General features: G+C 35.4%; 16 protein-coding genes and 1 tRNA gene. 10 read left to right on the forward strand and 7 right to left on the reverse strand.

What is annotated here, in order from left to right; translation table 11 throughout:
• Positions 1 to 93 precede the first annotated feature (93 nt).
• From OPR43_RS05500 to OPR43_RS05525, 6 genes are all read left to right on the forward strand, one after another.
• A complete protein-coding gene (locus tag OPR43_RS05500) occupies positions 94 to 1380 on the forward strand; it encodes a hypothetical protein (protein WP_265034456.1) in 1287 nt (428 codons plus the stop codon).
• Between the two features lie 238 nt (positions 1381 to 1618).
• A complete protein-coding gene (locus tag OPR43_RS05505; RefSeq protein ID WP_265034457.1) occupies positions 1619 to 2425 on the forward strand; it encodes a hypothetical protein in 807 nt (268 codons plus the stop codon).
• Between the two features lie 234 nt (positions 2426 to 2659).
• Positions 2660 to 3832: a porin gene (locus tag OPR43_RS05510; RefSeq protein WP_265035676.1), complete on the forward strand. Its 1173-nt coding sequence runs from the start codon at positions 2660 to 2662 to the stop codon at positions 3830 to 3832.
• Between the two features lie 299 nt (positions 3833 to 4131).
• A complete protein-coding gene (locus OPR43_RS05515) occupies positions 4132 to 5241 on the forward strand; it encodes an outer membrane protein assembly factor BamB family protein (protein ID WP_265034458.1) in 1110 nt (369 codons plus the stop codon).
• Complete coding sequence (gene lpdA / locus OPR43_RS05520) at positions 5234 to 6613, forward strand: dihydrolipoyl dehydrogenase (protein WP_265034459.1); 1380 nt, start codon at positions 5234 to 5236, stop codon at positions 6611 to 6613. The genes OPR43_RS05515 and lpdA overlap by 8 nt, the downstream gene beginning before the upstream one ends.
• A 2-nt stretch (positions 6614 to 6615) precedes the next feature.
• Positions 6616 to 7683 (forward strand): tyrosine-type recombinase/integrase, encoded by a 1068-nt coding sequence (locus OPR43_RS05525; protein WP_265034460.1) that lies wholly within the window; start codon positions 6616 to 6618, stop codon positions 7681 to 7683.
• Here the strand turns inward: OPR43_RS05525 and OPR43_RS05530 are convergent.
• The 4 genes from OPR43_RS05530 to OPR43_RS05545 form a co-directional block, all read right to left on the reverse strand.
• Positions 7628 to 9148: an ankyrin repeat domain-containing protein gene (locus tag OPR43_RS05530; RefSeq protein WP_265034461.1), complete on the reverse strand. Its 1521-nt coding sequence runs from the start codon at positions 9146 to 9148 to the stop codon at positions 7628 to 7630. The two genes, OPR43_RS05525 and OPR43_RS05530, sit on opposite strands and share 56 nt — an antisense overlap.
• 289 nt (positions 9149 to 9437) lie before the next feature.
• Complete coding sequence (locus tag OPR43_RS05535) at positions 9438 to 10460, reverse strand: IS110-like element ISWen2 family transposase (RefSeq protein ID WP_007548332.1); 1023 nt, start codon at positions 10458 to 10460, stop codon at positions 9438 to 9440.
• Between the two features lie 394 nt (positions 10461 to 10854).
• Positions 10855 to 11793, reverse strand: a complete 939-nt coding sequence (gene trxB, locus OPR43_RS05540) for a thioredoxin-disulfide reductase (protein WP_265034462.1) — start codon at positions 11791 to 11793, stop codon at positions 10855 to 10857.
• On the reverse strand, positions 11780 to 12379 hold the full coding sequence (locus OPR43_RS05545) for a peroxiredoxin (protein ID WP_265034463.1): 600 nt from the start codon (positions 12377 to 12379) through the stop codon (positions 11780 to 11782). Before OPR43_RS05545 ends, trxB begins: the two co-directional genes overlap by 14 nt.
• 140 nt (positions 12380 to 12519) lie before the next feature.
• Between OPR43_RS05545 and OPR43_RS05550 the strand changes: the two genes are divergently transcribed.
• On the forward strand, positions 12520 to 12648 hold the full coding sequence (locus OPR43_RS05550; RefSeq protein WP_265034464.1) for a hypothetical protein: 129 nt from the start codon (positions 12520 to 12522) through the stop codon (positions 12646 to 12648).
• Here OPR43_RS05550 and OPR43_RS05555 read toward each other — a convergent pair.
• Positions 12625 to 12753: a hypothetical protein gene (locus OPR43_RS05555; protein ID WP_265034465.1), complete on the reverse strand. Its 129-nt coding sequence runs from the start codon at positions 12751 to 12753 to the stop codon at positions 12625 to 12627. The genes OPR43_RS05550 and OPR43_RS05555 overlap by 24 nt on opposite strands.
• Between OPR43_RS05555 and OPR43_RS05560 the strand changes: the two genes are divergently transcribed.
• The gene (locus tag OPR43_RS05560) at positions 12728 to 12916 is read left to right on the forward strand and encodes a hypothetical protein (protein WP_265034466.1); all 189 of its coding nucleotides are present in this window, start codon (positions 12728 to 12730) and stop codon (positions 12914 to 12916) included. The genes OPR43_RS05555 and OPR43_RS05560 overlap by 26 nt on opposite strands.
• Positions 12917 to 13551: 635 nt before the next feature.
• Positions 13552 to 13625 (forward strand) — tRNA-Arg (locus OPR43_RS05565).
• Between the two features lie 8 nt (positions 13626 to 13633).
• Here OPR43_RS05565 and OPR43_RS05570 read toward each other — a convergent pair.
• A complete protein-coding gene (locus OPR43_RS05570) occupies positions 13634 to 14584 on the reverse strand; it encodes a complex I NDUFA9 subunit family protein (RefSeq protein WP_265034467.1) in 951 nt (316 codons plus the stop codon).
• Positions 14585 to 14634: 50 nt separating this feature from the next.
• Positions 14635 to 16155, reverse strand: coding sequence for a UDP-N-acetylmuramoyl-tripeptide--D-alanyl-D-alanine ligase (locus tag OPR43_RS05575; RefSeq protein ID WP_265034468.1), 1521 nt, complete (start codon positions 16153 to 16155; stop codon positions 14635 to 14637).
• 179 nt (positions 16156 to 16334) lie between these two features.
• Between OPR43_RS05575 and OPR43_RS05580 the strand changes: the two genes are divergently transcribed.
• On the forward strand, positions 16335 to 17108 hold the full coding sequence (locus OPR43_RS05580) for a hypothetical protein (RefSeq protein WP_265034469.1): 774 nt from the start codon (positions 16335 to 16337) through the stop codon (positions 17106 to 17108).
• The last annotated feature ends 7 nt before the right edge of the window (positions 17109 to 17115 follow it).

A 17115-nucleotide genomic window follows, 5' to 3' on the forward strand; every position in this document is an offset into this window, starting at 1 on the left:
GTTAATTAAATAATATAGTTAATATTTTCACTAATTTGACGCATTATTAAAATAGTGTTAAGCTATGTGCATAAAATAATTAGTGAGGTTTCAATGCTAAGTGATATTATAAAACAATCTAGTGGCTGGGATACGAAAGCACTAGCTAAGATATTTAGTAACAAAAAATTTCTTAGGTCAGTTGATGGTGATAAAGAAAAGTACCTAGCAGATCTGATCTCAAAGGATTATGAAAAAAGAAATATAACTCTGCCAAGAGAAATAATACCTGATAGTGTTACTCTGGATGCTTTGTATTTTACTCATAAAAAAGATCCTTTAACTCTACCTATTTTATTAAGATATTTCACTCATAAAAATTTACTTCAAGAAGCCAAAGATGACTTGGATAAACTAAATCAAAAGTTGCAAGGTGCAATGGATAAAGATTTAAAAGATCTGCAAGACAAGCAAAAGAAATTACAAGAAGATAGAACTAATTTAAATAATGTAGAAATGCACAGTGAAGAGGCTAAAGCACTTGCTATAGATAAAATAGACGAACAAATAACGAAAGCTTCATCTGAGATCGAAAAACTCGAGTTATATAAAGAGGACATCACAAACCTTCTTAACGGTGGTAAAACAAAATCAAATTCTTATCCATCCAAATATTTCTCTATACTAAATGACGGGATTATAGAGATAATGGAAAAAAAACTAACAGCTTATGTTAAGGGTGATACTGATATTGGGGAAACATATTCAAGTCTTAATAGTAGAGCAAAAAAAATTATAAGAGTAAGAAATGTGAAAAATACACTAGTACTTTCTGCGTCTCTGGCCTTTTTCATACCATGTATTTCAGTAATGTGTCTTGGCATGTTTTGTATGGGAGTACAACATGGACCACGACCTAGCTTCTTATTTCCTATGATTGACATCACACTTTTTTATATAGTACCAATTATGTTATCAATCGCCGTTGCATTATACGCAACAGCAGGTGTGGCTCATCTAATAAAGAGACGCTATGAGCAAAGTTTTGAAAAGGAAATGCAAGACTTCATAGAAGGACCAAAGCGTGCAGAGAAAGCAACTAATGAAGATGTGAAGAAATTAGAACAAGAAGGAACAGGAGTAGGCGATTATGGTAAAAAACCTTCAGCACCACCATACGATGGACCTAAGCAGCCAGGATTGTACCCAGATCTTTCAGAAGCACAACCACCATCATACGAAGAAGCTTGCGGCACTATCGTGCAATTGGAAGATTCAGGACCAAGCAGTAATCTTGATTCTGCTGAGCAGCTAAAACCTGGTACAGATCTTTTAGGGAGTCTTTCAGAACAACAAAACGCAAAATTGGGTCCTGTTCTACTTCCATCTAATACAATGTAATAAAGGGGTATAACTCAGAGCTAGAGGTTATGATTGTAATAAAGACATAAAAAAAACGGACAAGTCAAGCAAAGTTACAAATGTAATTTTGCTTGACTATCCATTTATTACCACCTAAAGCAGCTAACAAAGCCATCCCATATGACATTTTACTTATATCTAATCAAGCATATTAATAAGTAAGTAAATTTTAATGTAATTTTATTATACTTATAGATGTATCATATAAAATGAAAATATGGCTGATTTCATAACTGCAAGAAGGAAAGATGATGCTGTGGTATCTATTTGTCAGGATAATAAGAAAAAAACCGTGTTAATTTCGGGGCTCAATCAAGTTGCAAGGGATTTGCTAAAATATAAAGAGGAGAATTTGCTTAACAAGCCATTAATTAATATCTTAAGCACAAGAGCAGCCGGCAACGTGAAGAATTATTTAGAGTATACCGAAAATGGACACGATTTACTTGATATATTACCTAAAGTGATAGATTTTTCCTTAATTGATGCTAAAGGAGAAGATATCAGGACAAAAGTAAAAGTTTTCCGCACTGCACAATTTGCCAGTAATAAAATAAATTATGAGCTATTAATACGTGATATCAGTTTGTCCCATAAATTAGGAATCTTTAGAGATGAATACCTAATGGGTAAAAAATATAAAAACCATGACTTATTCGATATACCGGGCAATGAGTCCACTATTCTAGAGTTATACGTTATATTGAATTTCGCCTTTCAACATCAAATTAATGCAGCTATAGGAATAATTGGCTTAAATAGTAGCTGTAGCGAGACAAATGATGCACTGAAAGTTGTCATAGAACATTTTTATAAAAATTGCCGTAGTGATGATTTTCTAGGGTATATTGATGAGAATAAAGTGCTTTTTGTTTTGATTAACTGCGATGTAAAAAGTACATCTAAAATAATTAATCGTATACATTCTGCCATTAATAAGCAGTTATTAAAGCGAAAATTACTAAGTGTATCAATAATTTATGGGAATATAGCTCAAAAACGGGCAGAAAAATCTAATGCTTAACGTAAAAACCAGCGGCGCCTTCTGGTCTTTTTAAAAAATATGTAAGCTAATGATATAGCTAGCACAGCCCTACGTCATACCGCCGCGGCGCTAACACGTAGCGGAATGACGAGGTTGTAGGTGTTATCCAAGTAGCTAACACTGGGGTCTAGAAAGCTTAGTTAATATATGTGAAGTTGTTTTTTATTTATATTGAGTTTAAACTTAAATTTTTATAAAGATTTAAGTTTATTTATGAAGTTAAGGTACTACCTGGTAGCATTGCTTTCATCATTATTTTTGCAGAATAGTGCTAGCTCTAGAACAATTCTGGATAAGGAAATATTTTATGCAGAACTAGATGGAAAAGTAGATCTGAGATCCGGCTACGCTTTCAACAGAGATTCTTTCAATGCTAAGCCTAAGGATAAAACTTCAAGTTATTCATACTTGCGCTTTCTTTATTTACAGCAAGTTTATCCAAATACTCAAATGGGGTTTAATGTTAAGGCAGGAGTTTCTGGTATTGCAAACCTAAAAGCGTTAGACATAGAAAAGTTAGACATGGAGGAAGGGTATTTCATCATTAAAAATCAGGGACTTGGATCAATTGAATATGGTAAAAGAAGTTTAGTTAGTCAGGGCATGTTAATTAACACTTCAAAAATTTATACAGCTGCTGGAGGAGTAAATGGTCATTGGACAAACTATGCAAATTTGCGTGGTGATCATAAAAAAGATGGTGACCCTGGATATGATAAAGACAAGGTATTTTGGGTAAAACCCAACATTTACAGTAATTATAATGGACTCGAACTAGGGTTAAAACAATCATCAATTAACTACATCTCCCCTGAAATCTATAACTTTCAACTCGGATTCAGCTATGTTCCAGGAAAAAATAACTTACAGTACAGCAATTTAATTGCTGCTGGCCTTTCCTATAAAAACAGCTTGTCAGATGATATAGGTTTTACTACTGCTTTGACTGGTGAATTTGCAAGAGAAAATTTAACTGATTGCTCAGATGGAACTTCTAAAAATTATGAATGCCGTAATCAATTACTAAACTGGAATTTTGGTTTGAAGCTAAAATTGTTCGATCTTGATTGCATTTTTTCGTATGGTAATGGTGGTGAATCTGGTGAGAGGCGTAATCCTGAAATAAATAATACGTATTATATGAATGCAGGTATCGCTTACCATTCTGATTCTTACAAATCGAGCTTAACATATTTCAATAGTGGCAGGGATATTGCAGGCAAAGGCACAAACGAGTTAACATCATATGCTTTAAGCCTTGAAAATTCTCTTTTTTTAGGTACTTCATACTATTTCGATATTGTAAAATTTAGTACCAAAGAACCTACAATAGAAAATAACAACTCTGGTTATGTGCTCTTGGCTGGGTTGAAATTAAGTTTTTAATGAGGTTGCATTGCCTCCTGTCATCCCAGCACTCTTTTCTGTCATCCAAGTAGCGGATGACCTTACCCAGAAGGTATGAATTAGGTATTGCTTGGTTGGAAGCAAGAGAAGATAATCACTTTTCAGAGTGGATAGGTGGCAGGTTGGCACTTTTTCTGGGTAAGGTCAAGTATGCATTATCTCACATAATAATATAATATTTCGTTCATAAATCAACGTTTTTAACATGCAGCAAGAACATTTCCGTTGTAATTAAGGTTCTTAAGATGTATATTAATGAATCTTGTTTTCAATAAATAATGAAAGTAATAATTGTCATGATAATGTTATTGTGTAGCAGTTACACAATGGCAAGCGAGCGAATAATTCTAGTGGATAAAAAACTATCTCAAGGATATGTAGCTCCAGTGCTTACAGAAGATAGCGTTATTTTATCAGACAAGCACGGCGCTTTATATTCCTTTGATATTGATAACTCAAAGGCTATGAATTGGAAATTACACCTCTCACATAGGAAAAAAATTGGTAACATGAGCCTATTGCGTCACGGAGGAAATGTTTTCTTTATAGTGGATAACGTTCTACACACAATAGATGCAAAAACCGGCGAGATTCAGTGGGAAAAAGAATTGAGAGCTCCAGTAAGAGGGAAAGCAGCAGTAATAAATAATAAATTGGTAGTATTGACTATTGATAATTATCTGTACGTGTTTGATATAAAAGATGGCAGCTCCGTTTGGACTTATCAAAACGGTATCAATGAGGTTCGAGGTTGGTATTCCATATCGCCAGCAATTTCTAACGATAAAATAATAGCGCCATTTTCAAATGGTGAGTTAATAGCTTTTAATGAAGACGGTAAAAAATTGTGGAGCCAAAAATTGGCTACAAACCTTTTGGATACACAGCTCACAGATGTAACTACTACACCAAGAGTGCTTGGCGATACTTTAATAGCTACAAATAATTCTTATATTTATAGCATTGACGTGAAATCAGGAAATATTTTATGGTCAAAGTCACTGCAAGTAAAAAGTGTATCAGACATTGAATCATATTACAGTCCTCTCATTCCTGTAAAGAAACAAAAAGAAGGCGGAAGAATTTTTATAGTTACTAAAGACGATAAAATAATTGGCCTGGATATAAAAAATGGAGAAACAGTCTGGGCATCTGATTTAATAGAAAATACGCAACTATTTGCTCCAATTATGCATGCCCATACACTGTGGGTGACAAGCAATAAAGGTTCAATGTTTGCTTTTCCGGGATCTGAAAGTGCAGGAAAGGTAGTCAAAGTACCTGGTAATGTGTTTCACACTCCAGTGTTTACTCGCAATAAGATATATGTAACAACTGAGAAGAATGGTGTTTATTCTTTAGAAAATAGGTTTGTTTTTTATGACTGATTATGATTTAATTGTTATAGGTGGTGGCCCAGGAGGCTATAAGTGCGCTATCGCTGCTGCAAAGCTTGGATTAAAAGTTGCCTGTATAGATAAAAATAGCATTTTTGGTGGCACATGCCTCAGAGTTGGGTGCATACCCTCCAAAGCATTGCTCCATTCTTCCTATCAGTATGCTCACACGAAAAATGATCTGTCAAAGCTTGGCATAAAAATTAAGGATGCAAGTTTCGATTTAAAAGAAATGCTAGGCTATAAGGATGCCAGAGTCCAGGAACTTGGAAAAGGTATAGAATATCTATTTAACCTTCATAAAATCACTAAAATCAATGGACTTGGGAAAATTACTTCTTTTGATCAAGGCAATCTTGAAGTTTCAGTTGAAGGCAAGGCACTGAAAACAAAAAATATAGTAATTGCAACCGGTTCTGACGTTATTTCTCTGCCAGGAATTAATATCGATGAGAAAGACATTATTTCTTCCACCGGTGCACTATCTTTAACTGAAGTACCAAAAGAACTTGTCGTAATCGGAGCCGGGGCAATAGGACTTGAAATGTCTTCTGTATGGAAGAGGCTAGGGTCTGAAGTCACTGTAGTAGAATTTTTTGACAGAATCGCTGCAGCAATGGATGGAGAATTAAGTAAGTCTCTACTTTCTAGTCTACAAAAACAAGGAATAAAATTTTTACTTAGCACTAAAGTTGAGGAGATAAAACAAAGTAGTAACTCTTTGAGTGTGAAAGTTTGCTCTGCTCAAGATAACCAAACAAATACTATAGAAGCAGATAAGGTGCTGGTTGCAGTAGGTCGCAAACCATGCACTGAGGGTCTTGAAAAAATAAAGAAAGATAGTCGTGGTTTCGTTCAAGTTAACAACAGATATGAAACTAACGTGGAAAGAATATTTGCTATTGGTGATGTGATCGGTGGAGCAATGCTTGCTCATAAAGCAGAGGAAGAAGGAGTGGCAGTGGCAGAGATAATCGCTGGGCAAGTACCTCACGTTGATTATGGAATCATACCATCTGTCATTTACACTCACCCTGCGGTTTCTTCGATTGGTAAAACCGAAGAGGAACTCAAAAATGCTGGCCGTGAATACAAAGTGGGTAAGTGTCAATTTGCTGCAAATGGCAGAGCAAAAATCACTGATGATGCTGAAGGATTCGTGAAAGTGCTGACTTGTAGCAGAGCAGATACAATACTAGGTGTGCATATCATAGGAGCATACGCTGATACGCTAATCAACGAAGCAGCGGTTGCAATGGCATATGGCGCAGCAGCAGAGGATATATATAGAATTTGTCACTCTCATCCTGATATAAATGAAGCCTTTCGAGATGCGTGCATCGATGCTTTCTTTAAAAAATAACCGTGGACCTCGGTTCAATCATTGAAAAATGGTATGAGTGGCTGAGGTGCAACAGATCTTATTCACCAAACACTTTAGAGTCATACATGAGGGACTTGAAGGATCTTCTAAGTTTCCTAAATACTCACATTGGTGGAGAAGTAAATGTTGGTACTCTGAAAAATTTAAGCATACCTGAGTTAAGAAGTTGGCTTACCTCTCGTTACGCAAGAGGTGTAAACGCAAGATCCAACACTCGAGCACTCTCAGTAATCAGAAATTTCTTCAAGTACATAAAAAACAACCACAATATAGACAATGAAGCTGTATTTTCCTTATCAAGGCCAATTCAGAGAAGAACTTTGCCCAAAGCACTTTCAATATCTAATATAAAAACTTTAGTAGACTTTTTCTTACATAACCACTATTTACACGGGGCTCACTCTTCTTTGTCATTCCAGTGCATGACACTGGAATCCAGAAAAAAAGAAGAATGGATCCCAGTGTCAAGCACTGGGATGACAGGAGGCAACGCAAAAACTTTGGTGAAAGAAATGAAACTATCTGACTTGGGCGAATCTTGGGTGGTAAAAAGAGAAATTGCGATTATCGTCCTGCTATATGGTACAGGCTTAAGAATCAGTGAAGCGTTGAACCTTAGGGTTAGTGATATTAACAATGAAAGTTTAATAGTAACAGGTAAGGGAGATAAACAAAGGCAGGTATTCATTCTCCCAGTAGTAAAAAAATGTATACAAGAATATGTAAAAGCCTGTCCTTACCTTGATGAAGCACAACATCTTTTTGTGGGAGTAAGAGGAAAAAAATTGGGAAGAACTTATGTGGCTAATCGTTTGCAGAAAATAAGGAGAATGTTAAATTTACCAGAAATTTTATCTCCACATGCATTTCGCCATAGTTTTGCTACTCATTTGCTTCAGGAAGATATTGACATAAGATCAATACAACAACTGCTTGGCCACTCAAGCCTGGAAACTACTCAAGTTTACACTCACCTCAATTATCAAGATGTTTTTAATATGTATAAAAATTTTCAGCAGGGCCTGGAGAAGAAGTTAAAACCCTTGTAACTTGAGGATTATCTGTGGCACTACCAGGTCCTATGTCTTTTTCATCTCCTTTGTATAAAAAATATCCTACTAAAAGAAGAACAAGTGCAACTGCTGCAAGACAAGCACCTATTACTGGATAACCGTATAAAACTGCTAAACATGCACCAACAGCAAACGCTCCAGACAACACAAAAAAAGCAGAAGCGTAGTTGCTTTGTTTTCTACCAGGAGAAATTGCCTCCGAGGATTTTTCGTTTTTATTACTCAGACTTTTAGTACGGAGCAGTCTATTTTCTGATGAAAGCCTATCTCTTTCTTCCCTTAATTCACTTTGTTGAGCCGATTTTTCCTGCCTTACTTGTACTAAATCTCTTTTTAATTGTGAAATTTTGCTAGTTTCGCTCGTTTTTTCACGTACAACCTTATCCAGCTCTTGCTCTTTCTCTACAAGTTGAGTTTTTGTTCTTTCAAGTTCATCTCTAAGGTTTTCGAGCTGCTGCAACTCTTTAGCAATGAATTCGTCGTTTATTTCTGGTTGAACATTATGTGTATTTGCTACAGGTTGCTCTGCACTTGTAGGGAATTTTTCATTTAGATAATTTCTGATACGTTCAATACTTTCAATACTTTCAAATGCAGCAGTAACAATTGCACGATTTATGAAACAATTATCTTCTACTAATTTTTTCACATCATCTAAATCCTTGCTATTAATAGCATCAGCTAATCGCTCTGTAATAGCTTGTTCAATTATTTGCTTCACCCATGGATTTTTCTCTATATCTTGTATTGGCTTTATTTGACTAAAATCTAGGTCTTTATGTTTTAAAAATTTAGTCAATACTTCTTCGTTATCTTGTGTTATTCCTTGTAAACATGATTTTATAATTAAGCTAAGTGGTGTTTTTATTCTTCCATCTTGGGTTCTTCTCCAGCAATTAGGATTAAGCTCTTGAGCCAACAGTGTTTTTGCTCGGTTAATATTTCCATTAAAAAGAGCATCTAATAATTGTCTTCCTTTTCGTGCTTTTTGTATTTCTATTATCAAATGTTCAGCACGATTTTGCCTAGCACACTCACTAGGACTTTGATTTTTCTTATTGGTTATATTAGTGTTTATGTTTGGGTGACTAAGCAAAAGTTGTAACGTTTTCTTTTGTTGAAAGCACATTGCTAGGTGTAAAGCTGTATCGTCATTACTTTTTTCACAAATATTAACATCTATTCTCTGGTGCAGTAGAAGTAACCTAATCATATTCTGATATTCTTTTTTAAAGCCTGCAGACAAATTAGTAACTATGGACACCAAAGGTGTCATGCCTTCTTTATCAAACGCATTAACATCCGCACCCTCTGCCAGAGCTTGTTTAAAACCTTCTAGGTTTTCATCATCAATAGCCTCAAATAACTTTTGTGTTGGTTCATCTAGAGTTCTCTGATATCTGTAACCATTAGTATTTGTCCTATTCTCTCCATAAAGCATATTAAACCTACCTAATAATTTACTAATATAATTATGAAAAAGAAAAGATACCGTCTTGTTAGTCAACAAAAAAGTCATAAAAATTCTCCAAATTGCATAATAAAATCAAAAAATACTTCCAACTGTGTAGCAGTATACAGATTATAGTTAGTGGATATGTTGATAAGTAAATTAGTTACATATAAAACAGCAGAAATTTACTTATCAACATATCCACTAACCAACAACATTCAATAAATTTGTGTAAGATGCCATTTTACATAAGATGAATTAGAAGCATTTTTTGATTTTAAAGTACTAAACCTTCAGTTAACCTTTTAGCCCTATAGTTCTTGATATGATCTGGATCAAAGGCCTTTTTTGAACTTAAAACACCAAAAACTATATGAAGTAACTTACGCATTGCAGCACCAACTATGGCCATAGCATGCTTGCCTTTCTCTTTTAATCTTTCGCAAGAAGCCATAATGATAGGATTATGCTTTTTAGCTGCTATAGCAGGAAAGTACATTGCCTTACGTAATGTTCGTGAACCGGTTTTACTTAATCTGGGCTTGGCATGTACGGATGAGCCTGATGTTATATTTTGTGGTATAGTTCCAGCATATGCTGCCAATTGCCTAGCATTTATAAAGGCTTTTATACCAGGAATTTCAGCTAAAATAGCTATTGCTGTTTCCTCTCCTATTCCTGGAATAGTTAATAGGAGTTGAAAATCTTCCAACAATTCTTTGTGTTGTTTTAATAGTTCGCGTATGGAGTTTTTTATTGTTTCTATTTTTTGCTCTATGTTCATTGCAAGGTCTTCCCAAGCATTTGCAACTTCTTTAGGCAGTCTCTCTTTCTTTTCTAAATGATTATTTGCTAATGTTAACTCATCCTTTAACGCATTTGAGCAACGATAAAGATGTTTTAATTTTTTCTTTTCAGGAGAAGGTGGTGTCCAACGAGAAGGTTCCTGTCTTTGACAATAATCTGCAATAATCTCTGCATCAGTCTGGTCATTCTTTTGTCGTGTAAGCTTACTTTTTGCATAAAATCTTATGCAAGCTGGGTTTACAACACTAACGAAATATCCAGCGTTGTGGAGGAACTCAGCCAAAGCTTCGCTATAACAACCAGTGGATTCCATGCAAGCTTTTACTTCTTCTACGTTATGTTTTTGTAGAAAGTTCAGTAGACCTTGAAACCCAGTATCATCATTTTTAAATTTCCTTTTCCTAGTTTCACGCTTTCCTTTTTTACTTATGAATGAGAGAGAAACATCAAAGCGTTCTTTTGAAACATCTATACCTAAAAAGTTGTTGATCATATATAACTCCATATACTACTATTAAAAATGAAAAGTAAGGCTTACCTTGTGAATACAGAATTAGAACCATTTAGGCCTTTCTACGATACCGTCCAGCCTCTACTTTTGAGAAGGGAACTCTTTTCTTTTCTACAGATTTTATATCTAAGGAATCTTCCAGAGTTCTTCCCTTCTCCACCTAATGCTTAAGCTTAAAAACACTAGATGCTTTTTTCAAGATACAAGGAAAATTGCAAGCGATTTATCTATAGCTAACCCAAGAAAGGTGTCATACCGCCGCGGTATCTCAGCATAGATTCCGCTAACAAGTAGCGGAATGACGAATTTTTGTTTTTAAAATTATCGGTGAACTTAAGTCACTTTAGCTATAAAATCCTAATTCTGAGTTAATTAATTACGACTCTAAAAACTTCTCTGCATCAAGTGCAGCCATGCACCCTGTTCCTGCGGCAACTACTGCCTGGCGATACACCTTATCTTGAACATCACCTGCAGCAAACACCCCTGCCCTACTAGTTAAAGTTGTTCCAGGTTTCGTAATTATATAACCCTGCTCATCCATTTCAACAAAGCCTTTAAAAATACCCGTATTTGGTGCATGCCCAATTGCAATAAACACTCCATCCACTTCTAACTCTTGAGCTTCCGTTGATTTAACTATAATACCAGTAACTTTTTTCGGATTTTCTTCTCCAAGAATCTGCTCTACGGTATGGTTCCACATTACTTTTATTTTATCATTTTTAAAGAGCCTATCTTGCATTACTTTTTCCGCTCTCAATTTATCACGCCTGTGTATTAATATCACTTCTTTGGCAAATCGAGTTAAAAATATTGCTTCTTCAACAGCAGTATTTCCACCACCAATCACGGCTACAACTTTATTCCTAAAAAATGCACCATCACAAGTTGCACAAGCTGAAACTCCGTAACCTTGAAATTCCTTTTCACTCTCCAAACCAAGCCATTTTGCTTGCGCACCGGATGCAATTATAATTGCATCCGAGTAGTAGTCATTGATATTACCAGAAGATCTAAATCTATACTCATTAGAATCCTCAAGTTGTTCAACGCTTTTTATCTCATCATCTATTATTTTTGCTCCAACCTTCTCTGCATGCAACCTCATTTGCTCCATTAGTTCTGGACCCTGTATTGAAACAAAACCAGGATAATTTTCAACATCTGTAGTAATTGTAAGCTGACCACCAGGCTGCATTCCCGTTACTACAATTGGCTCTAAGTTTGCACGTGCTGCATATATAGCGGCAGCATAACCCGCTGCCCCGGATCCAATAATAAGAACTTTTGTACTAAATTTATAATTCTTCACTGTATGAGTTTAGATAATCAGCTACTCCTTCATCGCTTGCCTGCATTGCTGGCTTACCTTTTTTCCACCCTGCTGGACATACTTCACCATGCTCTTCATTATGTTTAATTGCATCAACGATTCTAACGAATTCATCGATATTACGCCCTAAAGGCAAATCATTTATCGATTGATGACGTACAATAAATTTATCATCAATAACGAAAGTTGCTCTCAGCGCAATTGAGTCATCATATAAGACCCCATAGTCTCTTGATATAGACTTTTTGATATCAGACACTAAAGTGTAGCTAACCTCTCCAATACCACCATCATTAACTGGAGTGTTTCGCCATTTATAATGTGAGAACTTTGAATCTACACTTATTCCTATCACTTCAATACCACGCTTTGCAAACTCATTTATTCTATTATTGAGCGATATCAATTCAGTTGGGCAAACAAAAGTAAAATCAAGTGGATAGAAAAAAAGGATAGCATACTTATTTTTTATGTGCTTACTCAGACAGAAATCATCAACAATTTCTCCGCCGGAGAGAACGGCTGAAGCAGTAAAATCGATAGCAGATTTTGTTACAAGATTCATAATTGACCTATTCTTTTAAAATAACTTCAATTTTACATCTTGATGAACTTATATGCAAGTTTTCTTTAGTTTTAGCCCTATAAAAACTTCCTAAAATAGCTCTTCTTTTTTACCGATAAGATACAATCTAGTTTCACTTTATGATGGTGTCATCCTGCTGCTCCTTTCTTGTCATCCCGCTAACAAGCAGCGGGATGACGAGCTTATCGTCATTCCACCACAAACCGTCATACCGCCGCGGTATCTCATCCGCTAACAAAGCGGGATGACGAGCTTATCGCCATTCCACCACAAACCGTCATACCGCCGCAGTATCTTTTAGCATAGATCCCGCTAACAAGCAGCGGGATGACGATTGTCAGGCTAGCTGTCATCCCAGTTTGGAATCCAGGAAAAAGAATGGTGTCATCCCAGTGCCCAGACACTGGGATCCAGGAAAGTTTGCTTGTTTACAAGCAAACTAGCATAGAAAGTGGTTACAACGTTTTCGATGAGATTATATGGAAAACTGGATTCCAGTGTCAAGCACTGGAATGACATCACAGGGGCACTGGAATGACACCTCTCTTGGGCTCTTTTAGCTATAAACATTAAGAAATTTACCAAGTAAAAAAAAGGCAAAAGAAACCCTGGTCATTGTCTATTTTCAGTATTGGCGTTTTTTAAGCCTTAAACACTGCAATTTAGCTGCTTTTAAATGCAACTCACCTTAGTTTAAATGTTTAAGAAATTTACTAAGCAGAAAAAAAGGCAAAAGAAATCCCGTGTTAGCTAGTTGTCACTCTCTAATCCTGCAAATTGGCGTACTATACTGTCTTAAACGACTTATAAGCGCGTTTCAGCTTATATAGGTAAAAACCCAGAAATGTTGTGAAGACATAAGGTGCACATAGTGCAAAAAATTAAAAATAAGACGCCAACTACGTTGTTTTCTTGCTGTTTAATCTGCACAGATGAAGATAACTGAATACCTTCAGTTTCATGATAAGGGGGGTGGCGAGGTTTGTCAAGGAAGTTTCTATATAACATTTTCTAAAATAAATAGACTTCTCGCATCCAATTTCGGCAGCGCGTGACACACAACTGCAATGACAAGGTGTTGCAAGATAAACATCATATTCACACGAAATACTTGACTTCACTTGTACTAAGAAGCATTTTATATATGTTGTGTGCCCGTAGCTCAGCTGGATAGAGCAACAGCCTTCTAAGCTGTGGGTCGTAGGTTCGAATCCCACCGGGCACACTCTTCTATCAATACTTTCTATAAATCTTCAAGTATTCTGGCACCACATTTTCAATTGCTAATGGTCGAACCTTCATTGTTTCAAGGTCAGCTGACTTTTCGATTGAGCTATTCATCATAACTTTCACCTGATCTTGAGTAAGCACAGGGTTCGTATCTCCGGTTATTGGTTTTAGCAGCATAGAAATAATTTTATTTTCTAAAAAGAAAGCTATTAACTTTGCCATTGGAAAAGATACATTGATCAACAAACACTTTCTGTTAGTAACATTCAGAATAAACTTCAATAAGCTTTTGAAAGAGTAAACCTTTGGTCCACCCATGTTATAAATTTTCTTGTCTTGCTTATTAAAACTGATAATACGATATACCACTTCAGCTAAGTCTGTTACACATATTGGCTGAAATTTAGTCGTTCCATTGCCAATTAGCGGCAAAAAAGGAAGAATAGTTGCTAATCTTGCAAATTTATTAAAGAAGTTATCTTCCTTACCAAATACAAGGCTTGGCCTAATTATTATTGCTTCTTGAAATGCTGAAGTTACAGCTTTTTCACCTTCCAATTTACTTTGAGCATATTTTGACAACTTGCTATTTTCTATTCCCATAGCAGAAAAATGTATCATCATAGGTACATTTTTCATTTTTGCAGCTTTTGCTATCCTTTCAGCTATTTTAACGTGAACAGCGTAAAAATCGTGCTTTTTTGCTTCATATAATATTCCCACTAAGTTTATGGCTACATCACATTCTTCCATACCCTCCAGAACTGATTTTTCATCAAAAAAATCGCCTTTAAATATTGATATTTGTCCCAAATTGCCACACAATTTTAAACAAGCAGCTTTTTCCTGATTACGAGTGAATATCTTTATTAAATATCCTTCTGCTGCCAAGCGTCTTACGATGTGTTTCCCTATAAACCCCGTTCCACCAAAAATAATTACACGTTTTGTCACAATTAAAGTTCCTAATAATTTGTTACTGTAAACTAATATAATGATTTTACTTAATATTCTATTATGAATTCTTGTACAATAAGATCCATTTTCATTCCTCGTGAGCCTTTAACTAGAACTACATCATTATTCTGAATAATGTCAGCTAAATTACTTTTCAATTGATTAGAATCATTAAAATGCACGCCTTTTATATTACCTGGCAAAAGCTCATGTAATTCTAACATAAATTTACCAACTGTATAAACTTTATCTATATTATTTTCTGTGACAGTCTTAACCAAATCTGTATGAAATTCTATGCTTTTATCACCAAGTTCCAACATGTCACCAAGCAAAGCTACTTTTCTCTGATTAGAATATGTACTCAAAGTTTTTATTGCAGCTTTCATCGAAGTAGGGCTGGCGTTATAGGAGTCATCAATTAAATGTATGTATTTTCCATTGTATTTGACTTTATGAATATTGCCTCTACCTTTCGTTACACTAAAATTCTCAAGTGCAAGTGGTAATTTTGATAAATCAAGTCCGAGGCTTTGCACAACTGCTGCAACAGCAAGTAGCGAATAAGCAAAATGCTCACCTTGTACACGTAAATTACAGTTTATAATTTGATTATCACTCAGCCTGATTTTTAAACTTAATCTATTAGCAACTCGGTTTGATGTCATTCCAGCGCGTGACGCTGGAATCCAGTCTTTATTATACAACCGTCTGATATGCTCATTTGCAATTGAACTTCCTGGATCCCAGTGTCTGGGCACTGGGATGACAGAAGATAGTGCTGAAATGACAGAAGATTCATCGTTTCTTATTAAGTTTAGTAAACAAACTTCAGCATTTTTATCTTTACCGAAGCTTATTACATTTCTATTGGCATGTGATGAGAGATAATCATAATATTTATTATCTCTGTTCAAAATCAAAGTACCGTTATTTTTCATACCATACAGAATCTCTAACTTCGCTTGTGCAACGTCAAATAGTGATGAAAAATTTTCAGTATGTGCAGGTTCGATGTTGGTAATAACTGCAATATTCGGATTGCTAATCTGTGATAATTCTTTTATTTCACTAGCTTTATTCATTCCCATTTCAAGGATTAAGTACTGGCAGTTTTTTGGAGCTTTTAGAATTGTCAAAGGCAATCCTATATTATTATTTAAGTTACCTTCGTTTGCATGGGACACTCCATATTGCGATAAAACAGTGTGCAGCATATCCTTTGTAGTAGTTTTCCCGACACTGCCTGTAATTGCAATAACTTTAGCGTCAACAAGAACATTTCTAATATAGTATGATGCCATATCGTGCAAAGCTTTCAGGGTATCTTGTACAATAATGAGAGGGAAATTTTTATATTTACCCTCACTCACTATTGCAGCGGCAGCCCCTTTTAAAAACGCTTCATGCAAAAAATTATGGCCATCAAAATTCTTTCCCTTGAGGGCAATAAATAAATCACCTTTTTTTATGCTTCTTGTGTCTGTTGAAATATTTGAGCTGTAACAACCTCCCTCTCCTCTTCCACCAGTTGCATCAATGATATTATTTGTGTTCCATTTAAACATAATTTAGAGAGTACTCTTTAAAGTAAATTGAATAAAGTAGCAAATACCACATGTTTTAGACAATGTATAAATAATGGTTGCAATCCCTATAATTCTATCTTATAATGGATATAGAAGTTTAAATTTTTTCGTCTATAATTAAAATGTATTTAGTTGTAGAAAGTACCTTGGAGGTATGTATGGCAGAATCTATTTGGGCTAAGATAGGCGGAGCAGTTAAAACAGGTGTAAAAGCTACAGGTCAGGTGCTTGCTCTTGTGCCTAAAGCACTTATTTACCCTATAGAGAAGCCGTTTGCTTCAACGGGTGAAATGAAACATGATGCCACAGTTTCGTTAAAGGAAGCTGTTGGTATAGATGTACCTAAAGAAAAAAGGGAATATGATCCACCTATAGAAACCACACAAGCTAGTGAGAATCTTGGTGTAGAAATAACAGAGCAAAAGAAAGGGACAGGAAAGGTAGCTTTTTTAGCGTCAAGGACTTTGACGGGAGATATACCTTATTTGAACGATGAACAATTGGGTAAAATAAAAGTAGGTTTACCGAATGTAACTATTTTTAGAGAAGAAAACAAAATTGTAATTGAAGTTGATGTTAAAAAAATAATTGAAGACATTAAAGGAAAGAGTCCAGAGGAGATAAAAAAGCTTGCTCTTCAAGGAATTGCTGATAAAGTTAGCGAAGACCTTAAGAAGCTGGCAGAAATTACTGGTGGAGAATTTAAAGTTCACACAGACTTAAAATTGCTAAATGGTATTGCAGAAAAATTGTATAAGGAATATGATAATCAAAAGCAGTTATCAGGAGCTACGAAACCTGCAGGACCTACAAATAGCGAAGAGTTACTAAAGGCTGGTCAGCCTTCAGAAACTATAGCTTCAGGTGAGAAAAAATGGGCGCAAGAAGCTATAAAAGCAGGTAAGTCGCAAAGTTGTGGAATGCAAAAATAAGTTATAG

This window comes from Wolbachia endosymbiont (group A) of Apoderus coryli (assembly GCF_947251615.1).
In the GTDB taxonomy this organism is placed as follows: Bacteria; Pseudomonadota; Alphaproteobacteria; order Rickettsiales; family Anaplasmataceae; genus Wolbachia.